General features: G+C 56.7%; 15 protein-coding genes. 12 read left to right on the top strand and 3 right to left on the bottom strand.

Annotation, left to right across the window (positions count from 1 at the left end; genetic code table 11):
• The first annotated feature begins 27 nt into the window (after window positions 1-27).
• The 4 genes from GWA01_RS08820 to GWA01_RS08805 all read left to right on the top strand — a co-directional run bounded on the left by GWA01_RS08820 (window position 28) and on the right by GWA01_RS08805 (window position 3,626).
• The gene (locus GWA01_RS08820) at window positions 28-1,245 is read left to right on the top strand and encodes a UbiH/UbiF/VisC/COQ6 family ubiquinone biosynthesis hydroxylase (RefSeq protein ID WP_146796509.1); all 1,218 of its coding nucleotides are present in this window, start codon (window positions 28-30) and stop codon (window positions 1,243-1,245) included.
• Window positions 1,242-2,003 carry a serine O-acetyltransferase gene (cysE, locus tag GWA01_RS08815; RefSeq protein ID WP_146796506.1) on the top strand — a complete coding sequence of 254 codons (762 nt, stop codon included), beginning with the start codon at window positions 1,242-1,244 and terminating at the stop codon, window positions 2,001-2,003. The genes GWA01_RS08820 and cysE overlap by 4 nt, the downstream gene beginning before the upstream one ends.
• Before the next feature lie 329 nt (window positions 2,004-2,332).
• A complete protein-coding gene (locus GWA01_RS08810) occupies window positions 2,333-3,139 on the top strand; it encodes an SDR family NAD(P)-dependent oxidoreductase (protein ID WP_228118509.1) in 807 nt (268 codons plus the stop codon).
• 55 nt (window positions 3,140-3,194) lie between these two features.
• A complete protein-coding gene (locus GWA01_RS08805; RefSeq protein ID WP_146796500.1) occupies window positions 3,195-3,626 on the top strand; it encodes a GNAT family N-acetyltransferase in 432 nt (143 codons plus the stop codon).
• A 39-nt stretch (window positions 3,627-3,665) separates the two neighbouring features.
• On the opposite strand, the gene GWA01_RS08800 is transcribed toward GWA01_RS08805, so the two are convergent.
• Window positions 3,666-4,688 (bottom strand): MYG1 family protein, encoded by a 1,023-nt coding sequence (locus tag GWA01_RS08800; protein ID WP_146796496.1) that lies wholly within the window; start codon window positions 4,686-4,688, stop codon window positions 3,666-3,668.
• 208 nt (window positions 4,689-4,896) lie between these two features.
• Window positions 4,897-6,048 carry an aldose epimerase family protein gene (locus GWA01_RS08795; RefSeq protein WP_371858445.1) on the bottom strand — a complete coding sequence of 384 codons (1,152 nt, stop codon included), beginning with the start codon at window positions 6,046-6,048 and terminating at the stop codon, window positions 4,897-4,899.
• A gap of 334 nt (window positions 6,049-6,382) precedes the next feature.
• On the opposite strand from GWA01_RS08795, the gene GWA01_RS08790 reads away from it, so the two are divergent.
• The 8 genes from GWA01_RS08790 (at window position 6,383) to mazG (ending at window position 17,210) form a co-directional block, all read left to right on the top strand.
• The gene (locus GWA01_RS08790; protein ID WP_146796490.1) at window positions 6,383-7,186 is read left to right on the top strand and encodes an MlaA family lipoprotein; all 804 of its coding nucleotides are present in this window, start codon (window positions 6,383-6,385) and stop codon (window positions 7,184-7,186) included.
• Between the two features lie 14 nt (window positions 7,187-7,200).
• Window positions 7,201-7,794 carry an MlaC/ttg2D family ABC transporter substrate-binding protein gene (locus tag GWA01_RS08785; RefSeq protein WP_146796487.1) on the top strand — a complete coding sequence of 198 codons (594 nt, stop codon included), beginning with the start codon at window positions 7,201-7,203 and terminating at the stop codon, window positions 7,792-7,794.
• Window positions 7,795-8,006: 212 nt separating this feature from the next.
• On the top strand, window positions 8,007-10,346 hold the full coding sequence (locus GWA01_RS08780) for an alpha-galactosidase (RefSeq protein ID WP_222592702.1): 2,340 nt from the start codon (window positions 8,007-8,009) through the stop codon (window positions 10,344-10,346).
• A gap of 60 nt (window positions 10,347-10,406) precedes the next feature.
• Window positions 10,407-11,396: a UDP-glucose 4-epimerase GalE gene (gene galE / locus GWA01_RS08775; RefSeq protein ID WP_146796484.1), complete on the top strand. Its 990-nt coding sequence runs from the start codon at window positions 10,407-10,409 to the stop codon at window positions 11,394-11,396.
• A 5-nt stretch (window positions 11,397-11,401) separates the two neighbouring features.
• Window positions 11,402-12,439, top strand: coding sequence for a UDP-glucose--hexose-1-phosphate uridylyltransferase (locus GWA01_RS08770; RefSeq protein ID WP_146796481.1), 1,038 nt, complete (start codon window positions 11,402-11,404; stop codon window positions 12,437-12,439).
• A complete protein-coding gene (gene galK / locus GWA01_RS08765; RefSeq protein WP_146796478.1) occupies window positions 12,436-13,617 on the top strand; it encodes a galactokinase in 1,182 nt (393 codons plus the stop codon). Before GWA01_RS08770 ends, galK begins: the two co-directional genes overlap by 4 nt.
• 492 nt (window positions 13,618-14,109) lie before the next feature.
• Window positions 14,110-16,329, top strand: a complete 2,220-nt coding sequence (locus GWA01_RS08760) for a TonB-dependent receptor family protein (RefSeq protein WP_228118563.1) — start codon at window positions 14,110-14,112, stop codon at window positions 16,327-16,329.
• 95 nt (window positions 16,330-16,424) lie between these two features.
• Window positions 16,425-17,210: a nucleoside triphosphate pyrophosphohydrolase gene (gene mazG, locus GWA01_RS08755; RefSeq protein ID WP_146796475.1), complete on the top strand. Its 786-nt coding sequence runs from the start codon at window positions 16,425-16,427 to the stop codon at window positions 17,208-17,210.
• Window positions 17,211-17,359: 149 nt separating this feature from the next.
• Here mazG and GWA01_RS13050 read toward each other — a convergent pair whose 3' ends face one another.
• The gene (locus tag GWA01_RS13050; protein WP_186819522.1) at window positions 17,360-17,638 is read right to left on the bottom strand and encodes a hypothetical protein; all 279 of its coding nucleotides are present in this window, start codon (window positions 17,636-17,638) and stop codon (window positions 17,360-17,362) included.
• Window positions 17,639-17,707: the final 69 nt, after the last annotated feature.

The raw sequence follows: 17,707 nt of genomic DNA, 5'->3' as shown, positions 1-17,707 counted from the left end.
CCCGGGGAGTAGGAGAGTGGCAGGGAGATGAGCACGATGACGAACGAACGCTATGATCTGTGCATCAACGGCGCTGGCCCCGTTGGGGCGACACTGGCCTGTCGTCTGGCGGCAGAAGGCATGCGCGTTCTGGTGCTGGACCGTGCGGCCCTGCCCGGAATGGAAGACCCCTCTCTGGATGGCCGCGCCTATGCAATCGCCGAGGGTTCACGGGTTATGCTGCAGGCCGCAGGCATCTGGGACAACCTTCCCGATGTCGCACAGCCAATCCACGAAATCCGCGTGGCAGACGGCCGCCCGCACGAGGCTCCCTCCCCGCTGTTTCTACACTTTGGCCGCGATGACGCACCAGACGGCCAAAGCTTCGGCTGGATGGTGGAAGCTCGTGATCTGCGCCTCGCGATCAACCGTACCCTCGCACAATACCCGACGCTGGACGTCCGTGCGCCCGATACAGGCACCTTCACATTCCACGATGATCATGTATCGATCAGACTTGCCTCCGGCCCAACCGTAACTGCAAAGCTCGCAATAGCAGCGGAGGGTCGTCGTTCTCCTTTGCGGGAACAGGCACGTATTGGCCTGACGAAAATTCCGTATCACCAGTACGGTATCGTCGCGACGATCGCTCACGAGAAACCACATGATGGTGTGGCGTTGGAGCAGTTTCTGCCAGAAGGTCCGTTCGCACGCCTGCCCATGCCACCATCGGCCGAGCACCCGCACCGCTCTGCCATCGTATGGGCAGAAGGCGAAGGCCGTGCGCAACGTTTCCATGACCTGCCACATGATGTTTTCGCGCGTGAAATCGCAGCGCGCCTCGGCGACGAAGACCTCGGAGCGATCACGCCGGTCGGGCGTCGATGGATCTATCCTCTCTCGGCCCAGTATGCCCAGAGCTATATTTCCAAGCGCCTTGCCCTCGTCGGAGATGCCGCACACGGCATTCACCCCATTGCGGGCCAGGGGCTGAACATCGGTTTTCGTGATGTCATTTCACTCGCGGACCTCCTGATCGAATCTCACAGGCTCGGCACAGATCCCGGCTCACGCGAGTTGCTCGTGCGCTACCAGCGCCGCACACGGCCCGGCAACATGGCCATGCTCGTTGCGACGGATGCGCTTGAGCGTCTGTTCGGGAACGATAATCCAGTCCTGCGGCGCCTTCGCGATTTCGGAATTGCAGGCGTGAATCGCATTTCTCCGCTCAGGAAAGCCTTCGTCAGACGAGCCATGGGTGTATGAACACAACGCCAGACCTGAAAGCACTCTGGACGGAAATGCAGTCGCAGGCCTGTGCCTGCCACGACCCGCTGATCCAGGATGTTTTCGCAACCAATATCGGCGATCATCCTGACTTCCAGTCAGCGCTTTCGTCCCTTCTCGGCACAAAACTTGCAGACAGGTCCATTCCTGCCGCAGCCCTGACACGGCTGGTTGCATCGTGCATGAGCGAAAATCCGGGAATTGCAGAAGCCGCAGCCGAAGATATTCTTGCAACATATGACCGTGATCCGGCATGTCAGGACCTCGTGACACCGTTCCTGTTCTTCAAGGGATGGCACGCCGTGCAGGCGCACCGTATCGCGTTTCACCTCTGGCATCAGGGACGTCGCCCGCTCGCCTATCATCTGCAAAGCCGGATGAATGAGCTGTTCGCAATAGACATCCATCCGGCAGCCCGGCTGGGACGTCGCCTGACGATCGACCATGGAACCGGCATCGTCATTGGTGAAACAGCCATCGTGGAAGATGACGTCTCCCTTTTCCAGGACGTTACCCTCGGCGGAACAGGCAAGCTGACCGGAGACCGCCATCCAATCGTGCGCCGGGGCGTGATGATCGGGTCGGGCGCCAAGATCCTTGGACGACTGGAAATCGGTGCCGGTGCACGCATCGGCGCAGCATCAGTCGTGCTGGAAGATGTTCCCCCCAACGTCACAGTCGTAGGTAATCCAGCCCGCCTCGTGGGTAGCCCCCGCATCCCGCAGGCTGCCACCTAAAGCCACACGCCACGCCCCACAGGTAAAAGGCTTCGGACTCAACGAGTCGGGCATATTCATCCACCTTTCTCCCATAACGGTGCACATGATGGTGCCCAGACCTGTCCCCTGATCTGGGGATAAGTCTGGGCGACACTGTTACCGCCATCGAAGAATAGCTTCGATTTTATAAGGAGATCAGGGGGAAGAACTTGCCTCGACGAACACATGGCGACACAATCGGTCAATAAACTCTTCCTGAGATTGACCTTCATGTTTGTTTTGCACGGCCTCCTCCCTTCCACCGCCGACCTTTCATGAGAGCGTCTTCTCAGAAGGGAACGCCCTGCATGCGTCCCGTTGCCGTTGTTACCGGCGCTACAGGGGGCATTGGCAAAGAAATTGTGGGGCTGCTGATTGCCGATGGATATCAGGTCCATGCCCTGACCAGACGTCCCGAAGAGCTTCACACCGAACTCCCCGGACACGGCGAGTTCCTCGTGCCGCTATCCTGTGATCTGATGCTTCCCGATGCTCTCCAGCAGGCGGCAGACACACTGGTGGAGCAGGGGCGCCCCATTCAGGCGCTGATCCATTGCGCAGGCAGCATTCATCCCGAGGCGGCTGGAAGCATCCGGAAAGAGCATCTGGAAACCCAGATGATGATCAATCTTACGGCTCCGATGCTGCTTACATCCAAATTGGTTCCCCTGATGCACAAGGGTAGCCACATCGTTTTCGTAAACTCGATGGCAGGAATTCTCCCACTGCGGGGAAACAGCGTTTATACGGCCACAAAATTCGGCCTGCGCGGATTTGCCCGTTCCGTCAGCCTCGACCTGCAATCGCGTGGGGTCCGCGTCTCATCAATATTTCCGGGCGCCGTCGACACCCCAATGCTGATGAAGGAAATGGAAGATGGTGGCTCGGCTCTGAACTTCGTCAGCACACCTATTCCCGCCCATGACCTTGCCAAACTCATTGTACAAACCTGCACCGGGCGTGGGGGAGAATTCTTCCGCCCGAGGATCGACGGCGCATTCTCACATGCATGCCTGATGATGCCCTGGCTCCTGCGACTGACCCTGCCAATCCTGCAGATGGTTGGCACACAGGGACAGCGGCGCTTTCTCGCGCGACGCTCAAAAAATATCTGAGAGGCTGCGATCACGAAACGTGGTTTTGCGGCCGTAAACTGAAAAGAGGGGAGAGATGGGCAAGAAAAAAGCACCGGATTATTCCATCACGGATATCCGACTGGAAGACTGCCTCCCCATTCGCCAGCGCGTGCTTGGCCCGACACTGACACAGGACGAATGCCGCGTTCCTCATGATGAGACCGCCTGCCATCTGGGTGGCTACCTCAATAGCGATCTGATCGCATGTGTTTCCCTGTTCAGACTCGATGCAGACACGGTGCAGCTTCGGAAATTTGCCGTTCTTCCTGAGTTTCAGGGGCACGGCCTTGGATCTCTGATCATCCAATCAACCTTCGAGCGGTGCCGTGAGCAGGGATTCAGTCTGATGACGCTGGATGCACGCGTCACCGCCACCCGGTTCTATGACAAACATGGCATGACGCCCGTAGGAGATATTTTCTTCAAGGGAACCATCAAGCACATCAGAATGATCAAGCCCCTCTAACAGGCGGAAGCAATGTTTCTCCCGCCTGTGGTGAAGGCTTCAGGCAATCTTCAGGGATGCATCGATTTCCAGAGCCAGACGCGCCATTTTCAGCGCTCCTTCCCTGCTCGCCGCACCGCAGATGAAACGCGCCGGATGGGCGAATACAGCGTCTGGCACGCCAGAGACTTCAGCCAGCGCAGCTTTCTCCAGTCCGCCCCAGGCCTCAGGCAACGAAACACGCTGCCCGAAATCACCGCGTACCGGCGGAACAGCCTTGACGTTCCACTGCTCCGGGCCGGCTGGCGACACAACATAAACTACCGGAAGATCACGCTCGAAAATGACCTTTTCGGTCGGCATTCCCGTCTCCATCAGCAGGATACGCTTGTCTTCTGCCGCTTTGTAGGACGCCAGAACGCGGCTTGTGGCCTTGAGGCTGGCACGAACACGATCAACCATGTTCACAAGATGCGCGGCAACGGCTGTAGCGGCATTCGCAAAGCCGAGAGCCTCTCTGCCCTTCGCTTCCTGAACACCATGCAGTTCAGCCGTGTCCCATGGAGGGCTACAGGCAGACACAATATCTGCCAGAGACAGTTTCCCCATCTTCACCACGCCGTTGTCATCCTGATCGATCGGCAGGATCAGCGATTTATCGAGCGACTTCCAAATCGCTTCAGGAACGCCTTCCTCAACAGGTGAGGTCAGGATGTTGCGAATTGCCGCAACGCCGTAATCTTTCCACAGCAGACCGGCCGCACTGTAGGGCGTTCCATCCTCACGCAGGGGTTTGTCCTTCATGTGATGGTCATAACGGCCTGATGGAGGATCGTATGAGCCCCCAACATCGAAAACGATATCCGCACCCTTGATCACTTCCGGAGACCGCGTCCGCACGAAATCGAGCCTGTCTCCGCAGGTCCCTTCTAGAATGCGCGTCCTGAGGTCCCCCTGCGGAGCAAGCGCGTAATGCAGAATGACGTATCCCAGCGTCTCATCGACGTGGAAATTTCCCGAATGCGTCAAAGCCCGGATGGCTCTGGTATCATTTTCGAGGCCGATGGGCGTGTGCTCTGACATGTAAAAACCTGCTGACAAACAATGATGGGGTTTCTGATCGTGCCCCCTCATGCCGCACACGCTGCGGGCAGACAACAAACTTCCTTGCCAGAATTGCCCGATATCGTGTCCTGAGCACCCCTAATATGGAAAACGCCCCGAAAGCCAAAGCCATCGGGGCGTTTCCAGACAACAGACCGGAGTTCACACTCCTTTCCGCGATCGGAAGTTACTTGTTCGAGAAGCGGAATGTGGTGGTGTAGTCGAAAGTCTGACCCGGCTTCAGCTCAGTCGTCGGGAAAGAAGGATGATTTGGGCTGTCAGGATAATGCTCGGCCTCAAAGGCAATCGCATCCGTCTGGCGATAGGCATGACCGGAAATGCCAGCATACGCGCCATTGAGCGAATTCGAGGTGTAAACCTGAAGACCCGGCTGGTTGGTCAGAATTTCCATGCTCCGACCCGAACGCGGATCATAAACCTTACCAGCAAAACGCGGTGCCTGACCGTAAGGGCCATTCACAACCCAGTTCATGTCATAACCACGCGCATACATCATCTGTGCGTCATTGCTGCGCAGACGGTCACCAATGGCAGTGGCCTTGCTGAAATCAAGCGGTGTTCCTGCGACAGGAGCAATCTGACCTGTCGGGATGGATGTCGCATCCGTAGGCGTGAAGCTGTCTGCGTTCAGCTGCAGAATTTCCGGCTCGATCGAGCCGGAGCCCTCGCCGTTCAGGTTCCAGTAGCTGTGATTCGTCAGGTTCAGAACCGTCGGCGCATCTGTCGTGGCAACATAATGCAGAGATAGCGCATCATCATTGCCAAGCATATATGTGACATGCGTCGTCAGCGTTCCGGGGAAACCCTGATCACCATTCGGGCTGACGAGCTTCAGCGTAACGAATGCTCCGCCGCTGTTCGTGCCGGTCTTTTCAAGCGTCCATACGTTCTTGTCGAAACCGCGCTTGCCGCCATGCAGGGCGTTCGGGGGGGCAGTTACGTCCGTGTGGTAGGTTTTGCCATCGACAGGGAAATTCCCCGCAGCCAGACGGTTGGCATAACGGCCGATGATTGCCCCGAAGAACAGGCCGCCCTGGGCGCTGTCCACAGTGTAGCCATCGAGCTTGCCGAAGCCGAGCACCACATCCTGCAGATGGCCGTTACGGTCGGGCGTCTCAACGGACTGGATGATACCGCCATAGGTAATGACGCGCGTTACAAGACCATGATCATTCTTAAGCGTGACAATCTTGACGGCTTTACCGTCGGGTGTTGTGCCCCATGGCTGTGACGTTACAGAAGGTCGTGCCTGGGCTACGCCGAGAGACAGGGCAGCCAGAGCTGCGGTTGAAAAAAATGCTGTCTTGCGACGAAAAATTCTGGACACCAAAAAACTCCTGAGTGTTGAGTTGCGGCAACAGTGGTGCAAAAAACAGTCATCCGTCAAAGCATTGCGCCCCTCGGAAATGATCGAATGGCTACGTAGCTCGTTGCCACTCCCTCTTCACAGTGTGTCAGCGGTTGCATACATGCAGGGGATGCGGGATGGCGCGTGATAGGCTATAACAAAGCCTCTCCGCGGTTTTCTGCGATTAACAGACGTAGTCCCGCGTGATGCACAAGGCAGGACTGATCGCCGCCCCCTCAAGGGCCTCCCGATCAGGATGACGTCTTCGTGAGCAAGGTAACGGGGGTGGTTTTTGGGGATGGTTATGGACTCTCGTCAGGACGGAATCGGTTACGGGTCGGCGTGGAAGCGCTGCACCAGAGTCACGGCGGGATCGCTGGCGCTCATGCTGCTCAGCGCATGCGGGTCGCTGCGCAACCCACCGCCCAAGGACCCGGAAGCGCTGGCCGATTACAAGGCCGCGAATGACCCGTATGAACCCCTCAACCGCGACATGTACAATGTGCAGATGTGGGCATACCACAAGGCACTGCGACCGATTGCCAAGGCCTGGATATGGGCTGTCCCAACACCTGTCCGCCATTCGGTTGCCAACATCAATGAAACCTGGCGTGAGCCTGCGGTGTTCTTCTCCGATGTCGGCGCTGGACGCCCACGGCGTGCCGGAGACTCGTTCATGCGCTTTGCCATCAATATGAGCGCAGGCGTGGCTGGTTTCTTCGACGTGGCGAGCCTCGTGGGCTACAAGCAGCATGAGACCGACCCAGGCATGACCATGGGCACATGGGGCGTCCCCACCGGTCCGTACCTGTTCATTCCCGGTGTTGGCCCGACCAATTTCCGTGATGGCGCAGGGTATGCAATCGGTCAGGGTCTGACACCGATCAACTATGTCCCACGCGGCTATGGCCTGCTTAGCTTCAACTGGGCCTACAACATTCTGGGTACGGTCGACGGGTTCGCCAACACCGTTGATCAGATCGACCACCTGGAACAGGACAGTCTCGATCCCTACTCCTATATCCGCAGTGCATGGCAGCAGAACCGTCAGAGCCAGGTCGACGCCCTGAAAGACGATCATCGCGCCACCACTCCCGACTGGTACTAATGAGGACAACTCGAATGGCCAACGCTTTCTCACGTCGTGCTGCACTGGGTGCCTTCGCCGCTCTTACGCTGGGAACGGGCGTAGCCCACGCCAGCCCTGCAACCGATTTCGTCACATCCTTCGGCAACAAACTTGTTGCCGTGGTCAACTCCAGCACGCCGCTGGACCAGAAGAAGAAGGAAGTCCTTCCCCTTCTACAGCAGAATGTTGATGTCAGCGGAATCGGCCGGTACTGCCTCGGCCGGTACTGGAAAACCGCGACGCCGGAACAACAGCAGAAATACCTCTCCCTGTTCGATCAGGTTCTGGTGAACACCATTACCGATCAGATCGGTAATTATCAGGGCGTTCATTTCCGCGTCACGGGCAGCAGCGTCACGCCAGATGGTGAGCGCGTTACAGCCCTGATCGATCGCCCCGGTCAGCCAGAAGTCAACATGCAGCTGATCGTCGCCGGGTCCCCGCTGAAGGTCGTGGACATGTATGGCGAAGGGGCAAGCCTGCGCATGAACCAGCGCGGTGACTACAGCTCATACCTCTCCCGCCATGGCGGCGATGTAAACGCCCTGAATAGCGCGCTGGCGCGCCAAATCAACAATCACCACTGATTGTTATTCCCCTCAGGGAGCACATTGTAGCACCCGCATGCGGCTCTTAAACATGAGCTGCGGCGGGTGTTGCTGTATTTGGAATTGACTGCCTACAATTTTCCTTTCTTTTCAAAACCTTGCTCAAGCCTAACTTCACGAAAACGTCACTCTACTTAAGCTGATTTTGCGGCGTTCCGTTCTGACATACGTCTGAATGGAACTGTCGGCCCATGACCTCCCCTTCATCAAATGACCCTACGCGGCTTTCACGGCGCACAACGTGGAAGATGATGGGCGTGGCAGGCATGACGTCCCTCATCGGCAATGCATCCGCACAGACACCCGCGGCCAGACCAGCAGAAGCCACCACACCCACACCTCCTTTTCAGCGCCCGGAGATCCCCCCAATGGAGCGTGCAGGATCTGGAGCGTCTTCTCCCACACGTCTTCTTCGTCTGGACGGCACAGCCACGACGCTCCTGCTGATTGCAAGACGAACGGGGCTTCCCGAGATCGCATATTGGGGCATCAGATTACCGCAGACACTGGACGCGGAAGCCGTCTTCGCCCTGCGTGCACCCGATACACCCAACAACGGACCCGATAACTGGCGCCCCCTCATCACCGTTCTCGATACAATCGGACAGTGGAATTTTGACCTACCGGGACTACTCGCAGACAGACCCGATGGAACGGGATGGACAGCAGACTTCCAGACAAAATCTCTGGAAACATCGCCCGGCGCCCTCACAGTCCATGGTCTGGACGAGATATCCGGCCTCGAAGTCGAGATTATCATAACCCTCGGTCTGGAAGATGTTCTCTGCACCCGCCAAACCCTGACCAACCGTGGCACGACACCCCTGAACGTCCAGCGGTTTATTTCAGGCAATTACCTTCTGCCCGAGAATGCAGGCGAATTCCGGGTTGCCCATGGTTCCTGGGCACGGGAATTCGACTTCCAGCCCGTGAGCCTGACGCAGGGCGGCCTCGTGATAGAAAGCCGCCGGAATCGGTCACACGACCACTACCCCGCCATTTTGGCCGGTACGTCTTCCACGAGCCAAAATAGCGGCATGGCATACGCTGCACATCTGGGCTGGAGTGGCAGCCATCGTATTGCGGCAGAGCGCATGGAAGATGGCCGCCTGCGCCTTTCCGTCGGCGAATATCTCTATCCGGGTGAGGTCATTCTGGCGCCGGGTGAAACCCTGACTGCACCCCCTGCTTATGCCACCTGCTCTTCGGAAGGGTATGCGGGCTGCGCGCGCGCATTTCAGGCATATGCCCGCGGCAGCATCATTCGCTGGCCCGGCGGGAGGATGAAACCCCGTCCGGTTCTACTCAATTCATGGGAAGGAAATTATTTCGACCTGGATGAGCGACGCCTGATGAGAGAAGCAGACGCTGCAGCAGAGCTGGGCGTCGAACGCTTTGTGCTCGACGACGGCTGGTTTGGCAGCAGGCGCGATGACACGAAGGGACTAGGAGACTGGTTTGCAGCACTTGCCATTTTCCCAAATGGCCTGCGCCCTCTCTCAGACCATGTCCACGCACACGGCATGCAGTTTGGCCTGTGGTACGAACCCGAAATGGCCAATCCGAACAGCGACCTCTATCGCCAGCATCCGGACTGGGCGCTTCACGTCCGAGGGCGGCCAATGCTGACGTCTCGCCAGCAGATCGTGATCGATATCGGTCGCAAGGATGTCTCGGATTATCTGTTTGCTGCCATATCCAAGCAGGTCACGGATTGGCGGATCGATTACATCAAGTGGGATTTTAACCGAGACCTCATCGAAGCCGCTGACGCACAGGGCCGTGCCGCCTACCGTAAACAGGTTTTGGCTCTGTATGCTCTATGGGATCGGCTGCACGAGGCACACCCTGAACTGGAAATCGAAAGCTGTGCCTCCGGTGGTGGCCGTGCAGACTGGGGGGCACTCGCACACACGCAGCGCATCTGGCTTTCAGACAACACATCCGCTCCATCGCGCCTGCGTATTCAGAATGCGGGATGGCATTTTGTGCCGCCAGAAGTGACTGGCTGCCATATCTCGCACAGCCCCAACTGGATGGACGGACTGTCCACAACACTGGATTATCGTGCCGCGATCGCCATTTTTGGTCATCTGGGCGTAGAACTCGACCCCTTAACGCTTCCCGCCGACGAAAGCAGGCGACTCAAGGCATGGATCGCACTGCACAAGCGCCTGCGCCTCGTCCTGCATTCCGGCAACGCACAGTTCGCAGACGACGAACCAGCACGAATAATCCGTGGCGTGACCAGCCGGGACGCAAGCACAGGCATCTATCTGGTGGCACAGGAAAACTGGCCCCCATCCCGCCTGCCCGCACCCGTAAGACTGCCCGGACTTGCACGTGAGAGGCTCTATAGAATTACAGTTCCAGCGCCCCAGACCATAGGCGGACATCGCCCCTCGGACGCACAGCAGAAGCTGTTCGGCGATGGGCTCGTTCTCTCGGGGGCGATGATGTCAGATATCGGATTTTATCTTCCAGCCCTTCAACCTCAAAGTGCACTGGTTCTTGAGTGCCACGCGATTTAGTGTGCCGCGCAGTGATTTGGAAGTCTGGCCAATCGCGGTCAGGGATACAGGAGCACTAACATGAAATGTCTCGTCACCGGTGGCGCCGGATTTGTCGGAAGCCACGTCGCCCAGAGCCTGCTTGATGCCGGGCATGACGTAGTGGTGCTCGACGATCTGAGCACAGGCCACCGTGCAGCCGTGCCCGGGGGCGCGCGTTTCATGCACGTAGACCTCGCAGACGCACAGGCAACTGACAACGCGGTTGCATCGGAACGCTGGGACGCCGTCCTGCATTTCGCAGCGCTGTCGCTTGTTGGCGTGAGCATGCAGCAGCCGTTTCTGTATCTGCGCCGCAATTACATAACAGCCCTGAACCTGATCGAGGCGTGTGCACGCCATGGCGTGAAGAAGATCGTCTTCTCGTCCACGGCGGCCCTGTTCGGCGGCGATGACCGTCCGCCACCGATCTCAGAAGCCGCACATATTGACCCCGGCTCCCCTTACGGCGAGAGCAAGTTCCTCATTGAACGCGCACTTGTCTGGGCAGACCGCATTTACGGCCTTCGCAGTGCATGCCTGCGATATTTCAATGCGGCTGGCGCAGACCCAAAAGGGCGCCTTGGTGAAGACCACCGTCCGGAAACGCATCTTATTCCACTGACCATCGACGCAGCGCTGGGGCGGCATCCGGGACTGAAACTGTTCGGCAGGGATTACCCCACCCGCGACGGCACCTGTGTGCGCGACTACATCCATGTGACCGATCTCGCGGATGCACATATCCGTGCCATCGGGCAGTTGGACGATCGCTCCGTGACATACAATCTCGGCAATGGCCTTGGCTTCACGAACATGGAAGTCGTAGAGAGCGTCGAGCGTGTGACCGGACGCAAAGTACCTTGGGAATGGGCCGATCGTCGCCCAGGTGATCCAGCCGTTCTGGTGGCGGATTCTACACTGATCCGTCAGGAAACCGGCTGGGACCCCCAGTATCAGAAACTCGACCAGATCGTAGAAACCGCCTTTCTCTGGCGAGAGTCCCACCCGAACGGCTATTCGGAATCCTGAACGTCATGACCGGCTTCAACGCTGAAGACCACCCGCATCGTCGCTTCAACCCGCTTTCAGGAAAGTGGGTGCTTGTCTCCCCACACCGGGCAAAACGTCCATGGCAGGGCAAGCAGGAAGCCGGCGAAACACGCGCCAGCAAGCCCTACGATCCGACATGCTATCTCTGTCCGGGCAACACACGCATCAATGGAGAAGTAAACCCACAATACACGGGCACATATGTCTTCACCAATGACTTCGCGGCTGTCATGACCGATACGCCCGATGCACCAACCTCAACAGATCCGCTGTTCCGCCTGCAATCCGCACGCGGCACAAGCCGGGTGATATGCTTCTCTCCCGATCACAGTAAAACTCTCCCGCAACTATCCCCTGATGTGATCGAAGGTATCGTTACAACTTGGGCCGAACAAAGCGCCGAGTTAGGCAAAGAGTATGTCTGGGTCCAGATCTTCGAAAACAAGGGGGAATTGATGGGGTGTTCGAACCCCCATCCGCACGGGCAGATCTGGGCTACCGATTTTATTCCCAACGAGCCGCTGGCCGAAGACGAAGCCCAGCGCGCCTACTACGCCGAACATGGCCGCCCGATGCTTCTTGATCTGGTGGCACGGGAGGCCGAACAAAAAACCCGGATCGTCGTCGAGACGGAATTCTGGATGGCCATCGTCCCTTTCTGGGCAATCTGGCCATTCGAAACCCTGCTGCTTCCGCGTTTTCCTGTGAGCCGCATGCCAGACCTCACAGCAGAACAACGGGCGGATCTGGCCTTGATCCTCAAGCGCCTGACCAATGCCTACGATGCCCTGTTTGACACCTCATTCCCCTATTCCATGGGCTGGCACGGCGCACCATTTGACGACCGCGACGCCGCACCATGGCAACTCCATGCCCATTTCTATCCGCCGCTTCTGCGTTCCGCGACGGTCAGAAAATTCATGGTTGGATATGAAATGCTTGCAGAGACACAGCGGGACCTGACGCCGGAACAGGCCGCAGCAACCCTGCGCGCGCAGGTCGGCAAAGGAGAGCCAACATGACGTCCGCCCACCACGACACAACTACCAGCCCCGCAATCCGCGTCCGCGAAGGATTTGAGGTCCGTTTCGGTATAGAGCCTGAACTCGTCGTTCAGGCGCCGGGCAGGGTCAATCTGATCGGCGAACATACCGACTATAACGATGGCTTCGTGCTCCCCTGCGCGATCGATTTCCAGAACACGGTCGCTGTGAGCCGACGTGTGGACGATCAGGTTCATGTCGTCGCCCTTGAAATGAACGACGAGGAAGACAGCTTCTCCCTCAGCGAGGCCGTACCCCCGGCTGCCGAGCATGGCTGGTCGGATTATGTTCGTGGTGCTGTGGAAATCCTGCGTCGGCGTGGATACAGGCTGTGTGGCCTCAACATGGCCATTGCAGGAAATGTGCCTCAGGGTGCAGGCTTGTCATCATCGGCATCCCTGCTTGTGGCCCTGATCACCGCCATGAAACTCGCCAACAACCTGTCAAATCTTGACGCGAAGCAGGTCGCCGTTGCAGCGCGCGAAGTCGAGACGGACTATGTGGGCGTCAATTGCGGGATCATGGATCAGATGATTTCAGCCTGTGGCGAAGATGGCCACGCGCTGAAAATCGATTGCCGTTCCCTTGAAACCACCCCAGTGGTCCTTGATCCAGACCTTGCGATCCTGATCGTGCATTCCGGTGTCGCCCGGGGACTGGTAGAAAGCGAATACAACCAGCGCCGCAAGGAATGCGAACAGGCAGCCGCATTTTTCGGCGCCCCTGCCCTGCGCGACGTTTCCCTTAAACAGCTTGTGGACTCGAAAGGAAAACTCGCTGAACTGCCCTGGAAGCGCGCGCACCACATCATCACGGACAGCGCCCGCGTTCTGGAAAGCGAGACTGCGCTTCAATCCGGCAATACCAAAGCAATCCGCGAAATCTTCAGCGCATCACATGCATCCATGCGCGATGATTTCCAGATCACCACACCCAAAATCGACGAACTGGTTGAGATCGTTCAGGACGCCATCAGCGATAAGGGTGGCGCCAGAATGACCGGGGGTGGATTTGGCGGTTGTATCGTAGCCGTTATGAAGCGCGATGTTCTGCCCGCGGCCATAGCAGCCGTACAGACACACTACATCGCACCCAACGGAAAACCGGCTCTCTGCTTCGCCTGCTCTCCATCCCAGGGCGCCGGACAGATCCACTAAAACTACCCGTTTCAATTTAAAACAGAGCGCGGAGAGGATTTCTCTTCCGCGCCTTTTTTGTGCGTGAACAGCCGCTTTTCATATTTTCGATAATAAGGCTCACAACACGAATTCGTGTTTTTTATGCAACATATTAAATAAGATATCAGAATCGAATCATTGCATTGCGTTGACTCATCGCACGGGTCTTCTAGCATCCATAAATCACTGACCCCACCGCCAATCGCACTCGTTCTCTTTCCGGCAGAAAAAAGAATAATTGCAATGAAAAACGATTACGATATTCTCCATCGTTACGGATCGACACTGAAAAGCTCTGTTTTTTTCTGGGCTCTTATTGGCATGGACCCTGCATCTGCCTCCGCAGCAGATACAGCCTCTACACATAGAGCAATTCGTTACCATATCAATACGGCCGCCATACCTCCAAAACATACACATCCTGCCACGACAAAACACCGTCATACCGAACCTCATTCCGCGGATGAATCCATGACTGTCCGCGTCGCCCGTACCGGATCGCATGGTGCCGTACAGGCCGTATCCCGCGAGACGATGGATCATTTCGTAGCCGGCACCAGTCCGATGCAGATCCTCGCACTCACAACACCGGGCGCAAATTTCGCTTCCGATGATGCTTTCGGTCTCGATACGGTTGCCAATACCCTTTACGTGCGCGGCTTCAACCAGACCCAGCTCGGCGTTTCTCTGGACGGCATCCCCATGGGCGGACAGGGCTTCCACAACTGGAACGGCCTCGGTGTCGACCAGATGGAAATTCAAGAAAACATCTCAGGGATGCAGATGTCTCAGGGTGCTGGTGCTCTGGACGTTCCTTCTGCCCAGACACTTGGTGGCGCCATCACCTTTGACACCAGCGACCCGCTAAACAAAGCGGGGGGCCAGATCAGCCAGCTGTTCGGCAGCAATAACGGTTTCAGAACATTCGCCCGGGTCGATAGTGGCGTGCTGAATTCCAGCGGGACAAAATTTTATGCAGCTTATGCACGCACTGCGCAGGATCTGTGGAAGGGATATGGCGACCAGCAGGAACAGCAGGCCAATTTCAAACTGGTACAACCTGTTGGCGAGCATGGAAAAATAACTGCCATTTTCGATTATTCGAATTTCGAACAGTATAATTACCTCAGCCTGACCAAGAACATGTGGCAAAAGATGGGTCGCAACACGACCTACCTGAAACCTAACTACGCGCTCGCAAAGGAATATGCCGCAGCAGCTCAGGCCGGGACCGTTCCAGCCGGACTTGAAGGCATACTCTCAACAGACGAAGTGGGCGATTACGCCTATGACGGCACACAGACACAACGGAATTATCTTTCAGCCGTTACCGGCGAATTCCGCCTTTTCCCGAACGTAACGTCTAAGACAATTGCATATGGCCATGTCTCTAACGGCGATTATAGCGCAACGAACCCCTTCCTGATTTCACCAACGTCTCAAGTTCCGATGGCAATGGAAACAGGACATCCGGATGTGCGCCGTCTGGGCCTTGTACAGAATTTCGATATTCATGCAGGTTCAAAAAACGACATTAAAACCGGCGTCTGGTATGAGAACGACCGCTTCAATTACCCCATGTACATGTACGAAGACGGCGTGAATTATCCGCATTCTTCCATTGCAGATTTCAAGAACGGGACAGAATGGTGGGGGGATTCGTTCAACACGAATACGTTCCAGTTCTACCTGCAGGACACCTATCATATCCTGCGTGAAATGACGGTCACCGCGGGCTTCCGCTCCATGCTCCAGACAACCCATGGCGGTACATCCGTCGATAATTCTGCCAGCCTGTCTGACTGGGGCGTCTATTACAGCCACCCGGCTTCCGGCAGCCTGACAGCATCCAGTGCATTTCTTCCGCATTTCAATTTCGATTATCACTTCCTCAACAATCACGAATTCTATTTCGATATTGCTGAGAATATGCGCGCTTATGATTACGCAGCCCAAAGCGGCAGCGGCACAGCATGGGGCGGCCTTGGAACGTCAACCAATTCCGCACAAGCCGTATTTAACGCCAACAAGAATACCCTGCGCCCAGAACGCACCTGGAACTACGTCGTAGGATATCGCTTCAATTCGCATTTCTTCTCTGGAAGCGCCGATTTTTACCACACGGACTATTACAACCGTCTGGCAGCCATCACTGCAGGCTCAACCGGCAACACCTATAGTTCATTCATCAATGTCGGTCGTGAAACGATGAATGGCGCAGACGTCATGGGAGCGATCCGGCCTTTCAAGGGGCTGGAAATTACGAACAGCTTTAGCTGGAACAACGCCACCTACGAAAGCAACAACATACCCTACGGTGGCACCACGATCAGCATCAAAGGCAAGCATCAGGTTTACTACCCGAAGTTCATGTACAAGGCGAACCTGACCTACACATGGCATCAGGCAAGCTTCAACTTTAACACCACCTACACCAGCGCCCGTTACATGACCTACACGAACGACGAGAAAATTCCCGCCTATTGGACGTCCAATCTCAACGCCAGCTATAATTTCGGGAAAATTGGCTTCGCCCGCAATCTCAAGACCACATTTGGCGTCACGAACCTTTTCAACCGCAATTATATCGGCGGCGTCTATGGTGCGGCGTCGGTTTCGGGTGATGACAACGCAAACCTGTTTGTAGCCGCTCCACGCCAGTTCTTTGGCAGCGTTTCCGCTCAGTTCTGAGCTTTCTACCACGAGGGGACAATGCCGTCCCTTCACCAACCCTGCCGTGGGGTCTATGGAGTGAAATCTCCTTTTCCCACGCGCAGGGCTCCTTCATGACCGATACTTCCGTTCGCCAGATTGACCGCCTTCTTGCAATCATGAAGCGTCTTCGGGATCCGGAAACAGGTTGCCCCTGGGATATAGTTCAGACCCCCGCCAGTATCGCGCCATTCGCAATCGAAGAAGCCTACGAGGTCATGGATGCAATCGCACACAACGATCATGCAGCCATTCCTGACGAGCTCGGAGACCTGCTGTTGCAGGTCGTCTATCAGGCACAGATGGCCGAAGAAGCCGGACAGTTCGACTTTGAAACAGTCGCCAAACTGATCGCAGACAAGATGGTTCGTCGCCATCCACATGTGTTCGGCGATGAAACCGGCCACAGTCTGGCAATCTGGGAACAGCGCAAGGAAGAAGAGCGCCGGGCGAAATCCGAGCACGGTGCGCTGGCGGGTATCCCCCTGCACCTTCCCGCGCTGCTCAAAGCTGCAAAACTGTGTAACCGCGCAGCCCGAGTAGGATTTGACTGGGCAGAACCTGCAGAAGTTCTGGATAAGGTTCATGAAGAAATCGCCGAACTGAAAGCAGAACTCGGCGGAGACCGGGACCGCATCGAGGACGAACTGGGCGATGTCCTTTTCACTGTGGCAAGCCTTGCCCGCAAACTCGATATAGACCCAGAAGCCGCCCTGCGCCGCAGCAACGCCAAATTCACCGGACGTTTCGAAGCAATGGAAAGCATGCTGGCCGAGGAAGGCAAAGTCATGCGCGAGCAGGATCTGCAAACGCTGGAAGCACTCTGGCAGAACGCAAAACAGAAGCCGGGACTACGTTAATGTAACAAAGGAAACCCTATATCGAAAAACTGTCACAATCGGTGCGAAACATGGTTCCTACTCGCCACGGTTACAGTTCGTATATTTCGATAATGATGGCCGTTATCCTTTGTTAACCTGTTTGTTGGAAGAATGCTCTGAAACCGCCTTCAGGAGTCTTCCAGCATGACCAGCATTTCCGCGGCACAGAGCAGCTCAGCCCTCTCCAGCCTGTACAACACGAGCAGCACGTCTTCGTCATCCTCCTCATCATCAAGCAGCAGCTCCTCATCCGGCACGTCTTCGTCAGGGGACACGACATCCACAACCGTGAACGCCGATGGCTCCATCACCATCACCGTTACGGATGCAGACGGCAACATCGTTTCAGAAACCAAGAGTGGCGGCAAAACCCCCGGATCACAGAGCAGCGACAGCGGCGTAGACATCACCGCCTGAGCACTCTCACGGCCATGCACAGCGTTTCAGCAGGACACTGAGCTGTCTGTTGGTCTCAC

It is taken from the genome of Gluconobacter wancherniae NBRC 103581 (assembly GCF_007988885.1).
Taxonomy (GTDB): Bacteria; Pseudomonadota; Alphaproteobacteria; order Acetobacterales; family Acetobacteraceae; genus Gluconobacter; species Gluconobacter wancherniae.
Note: the sequence above shows the minus strand (reverse complement) of the source record. Positions and strands in the feature narration are given on the sequence as shown.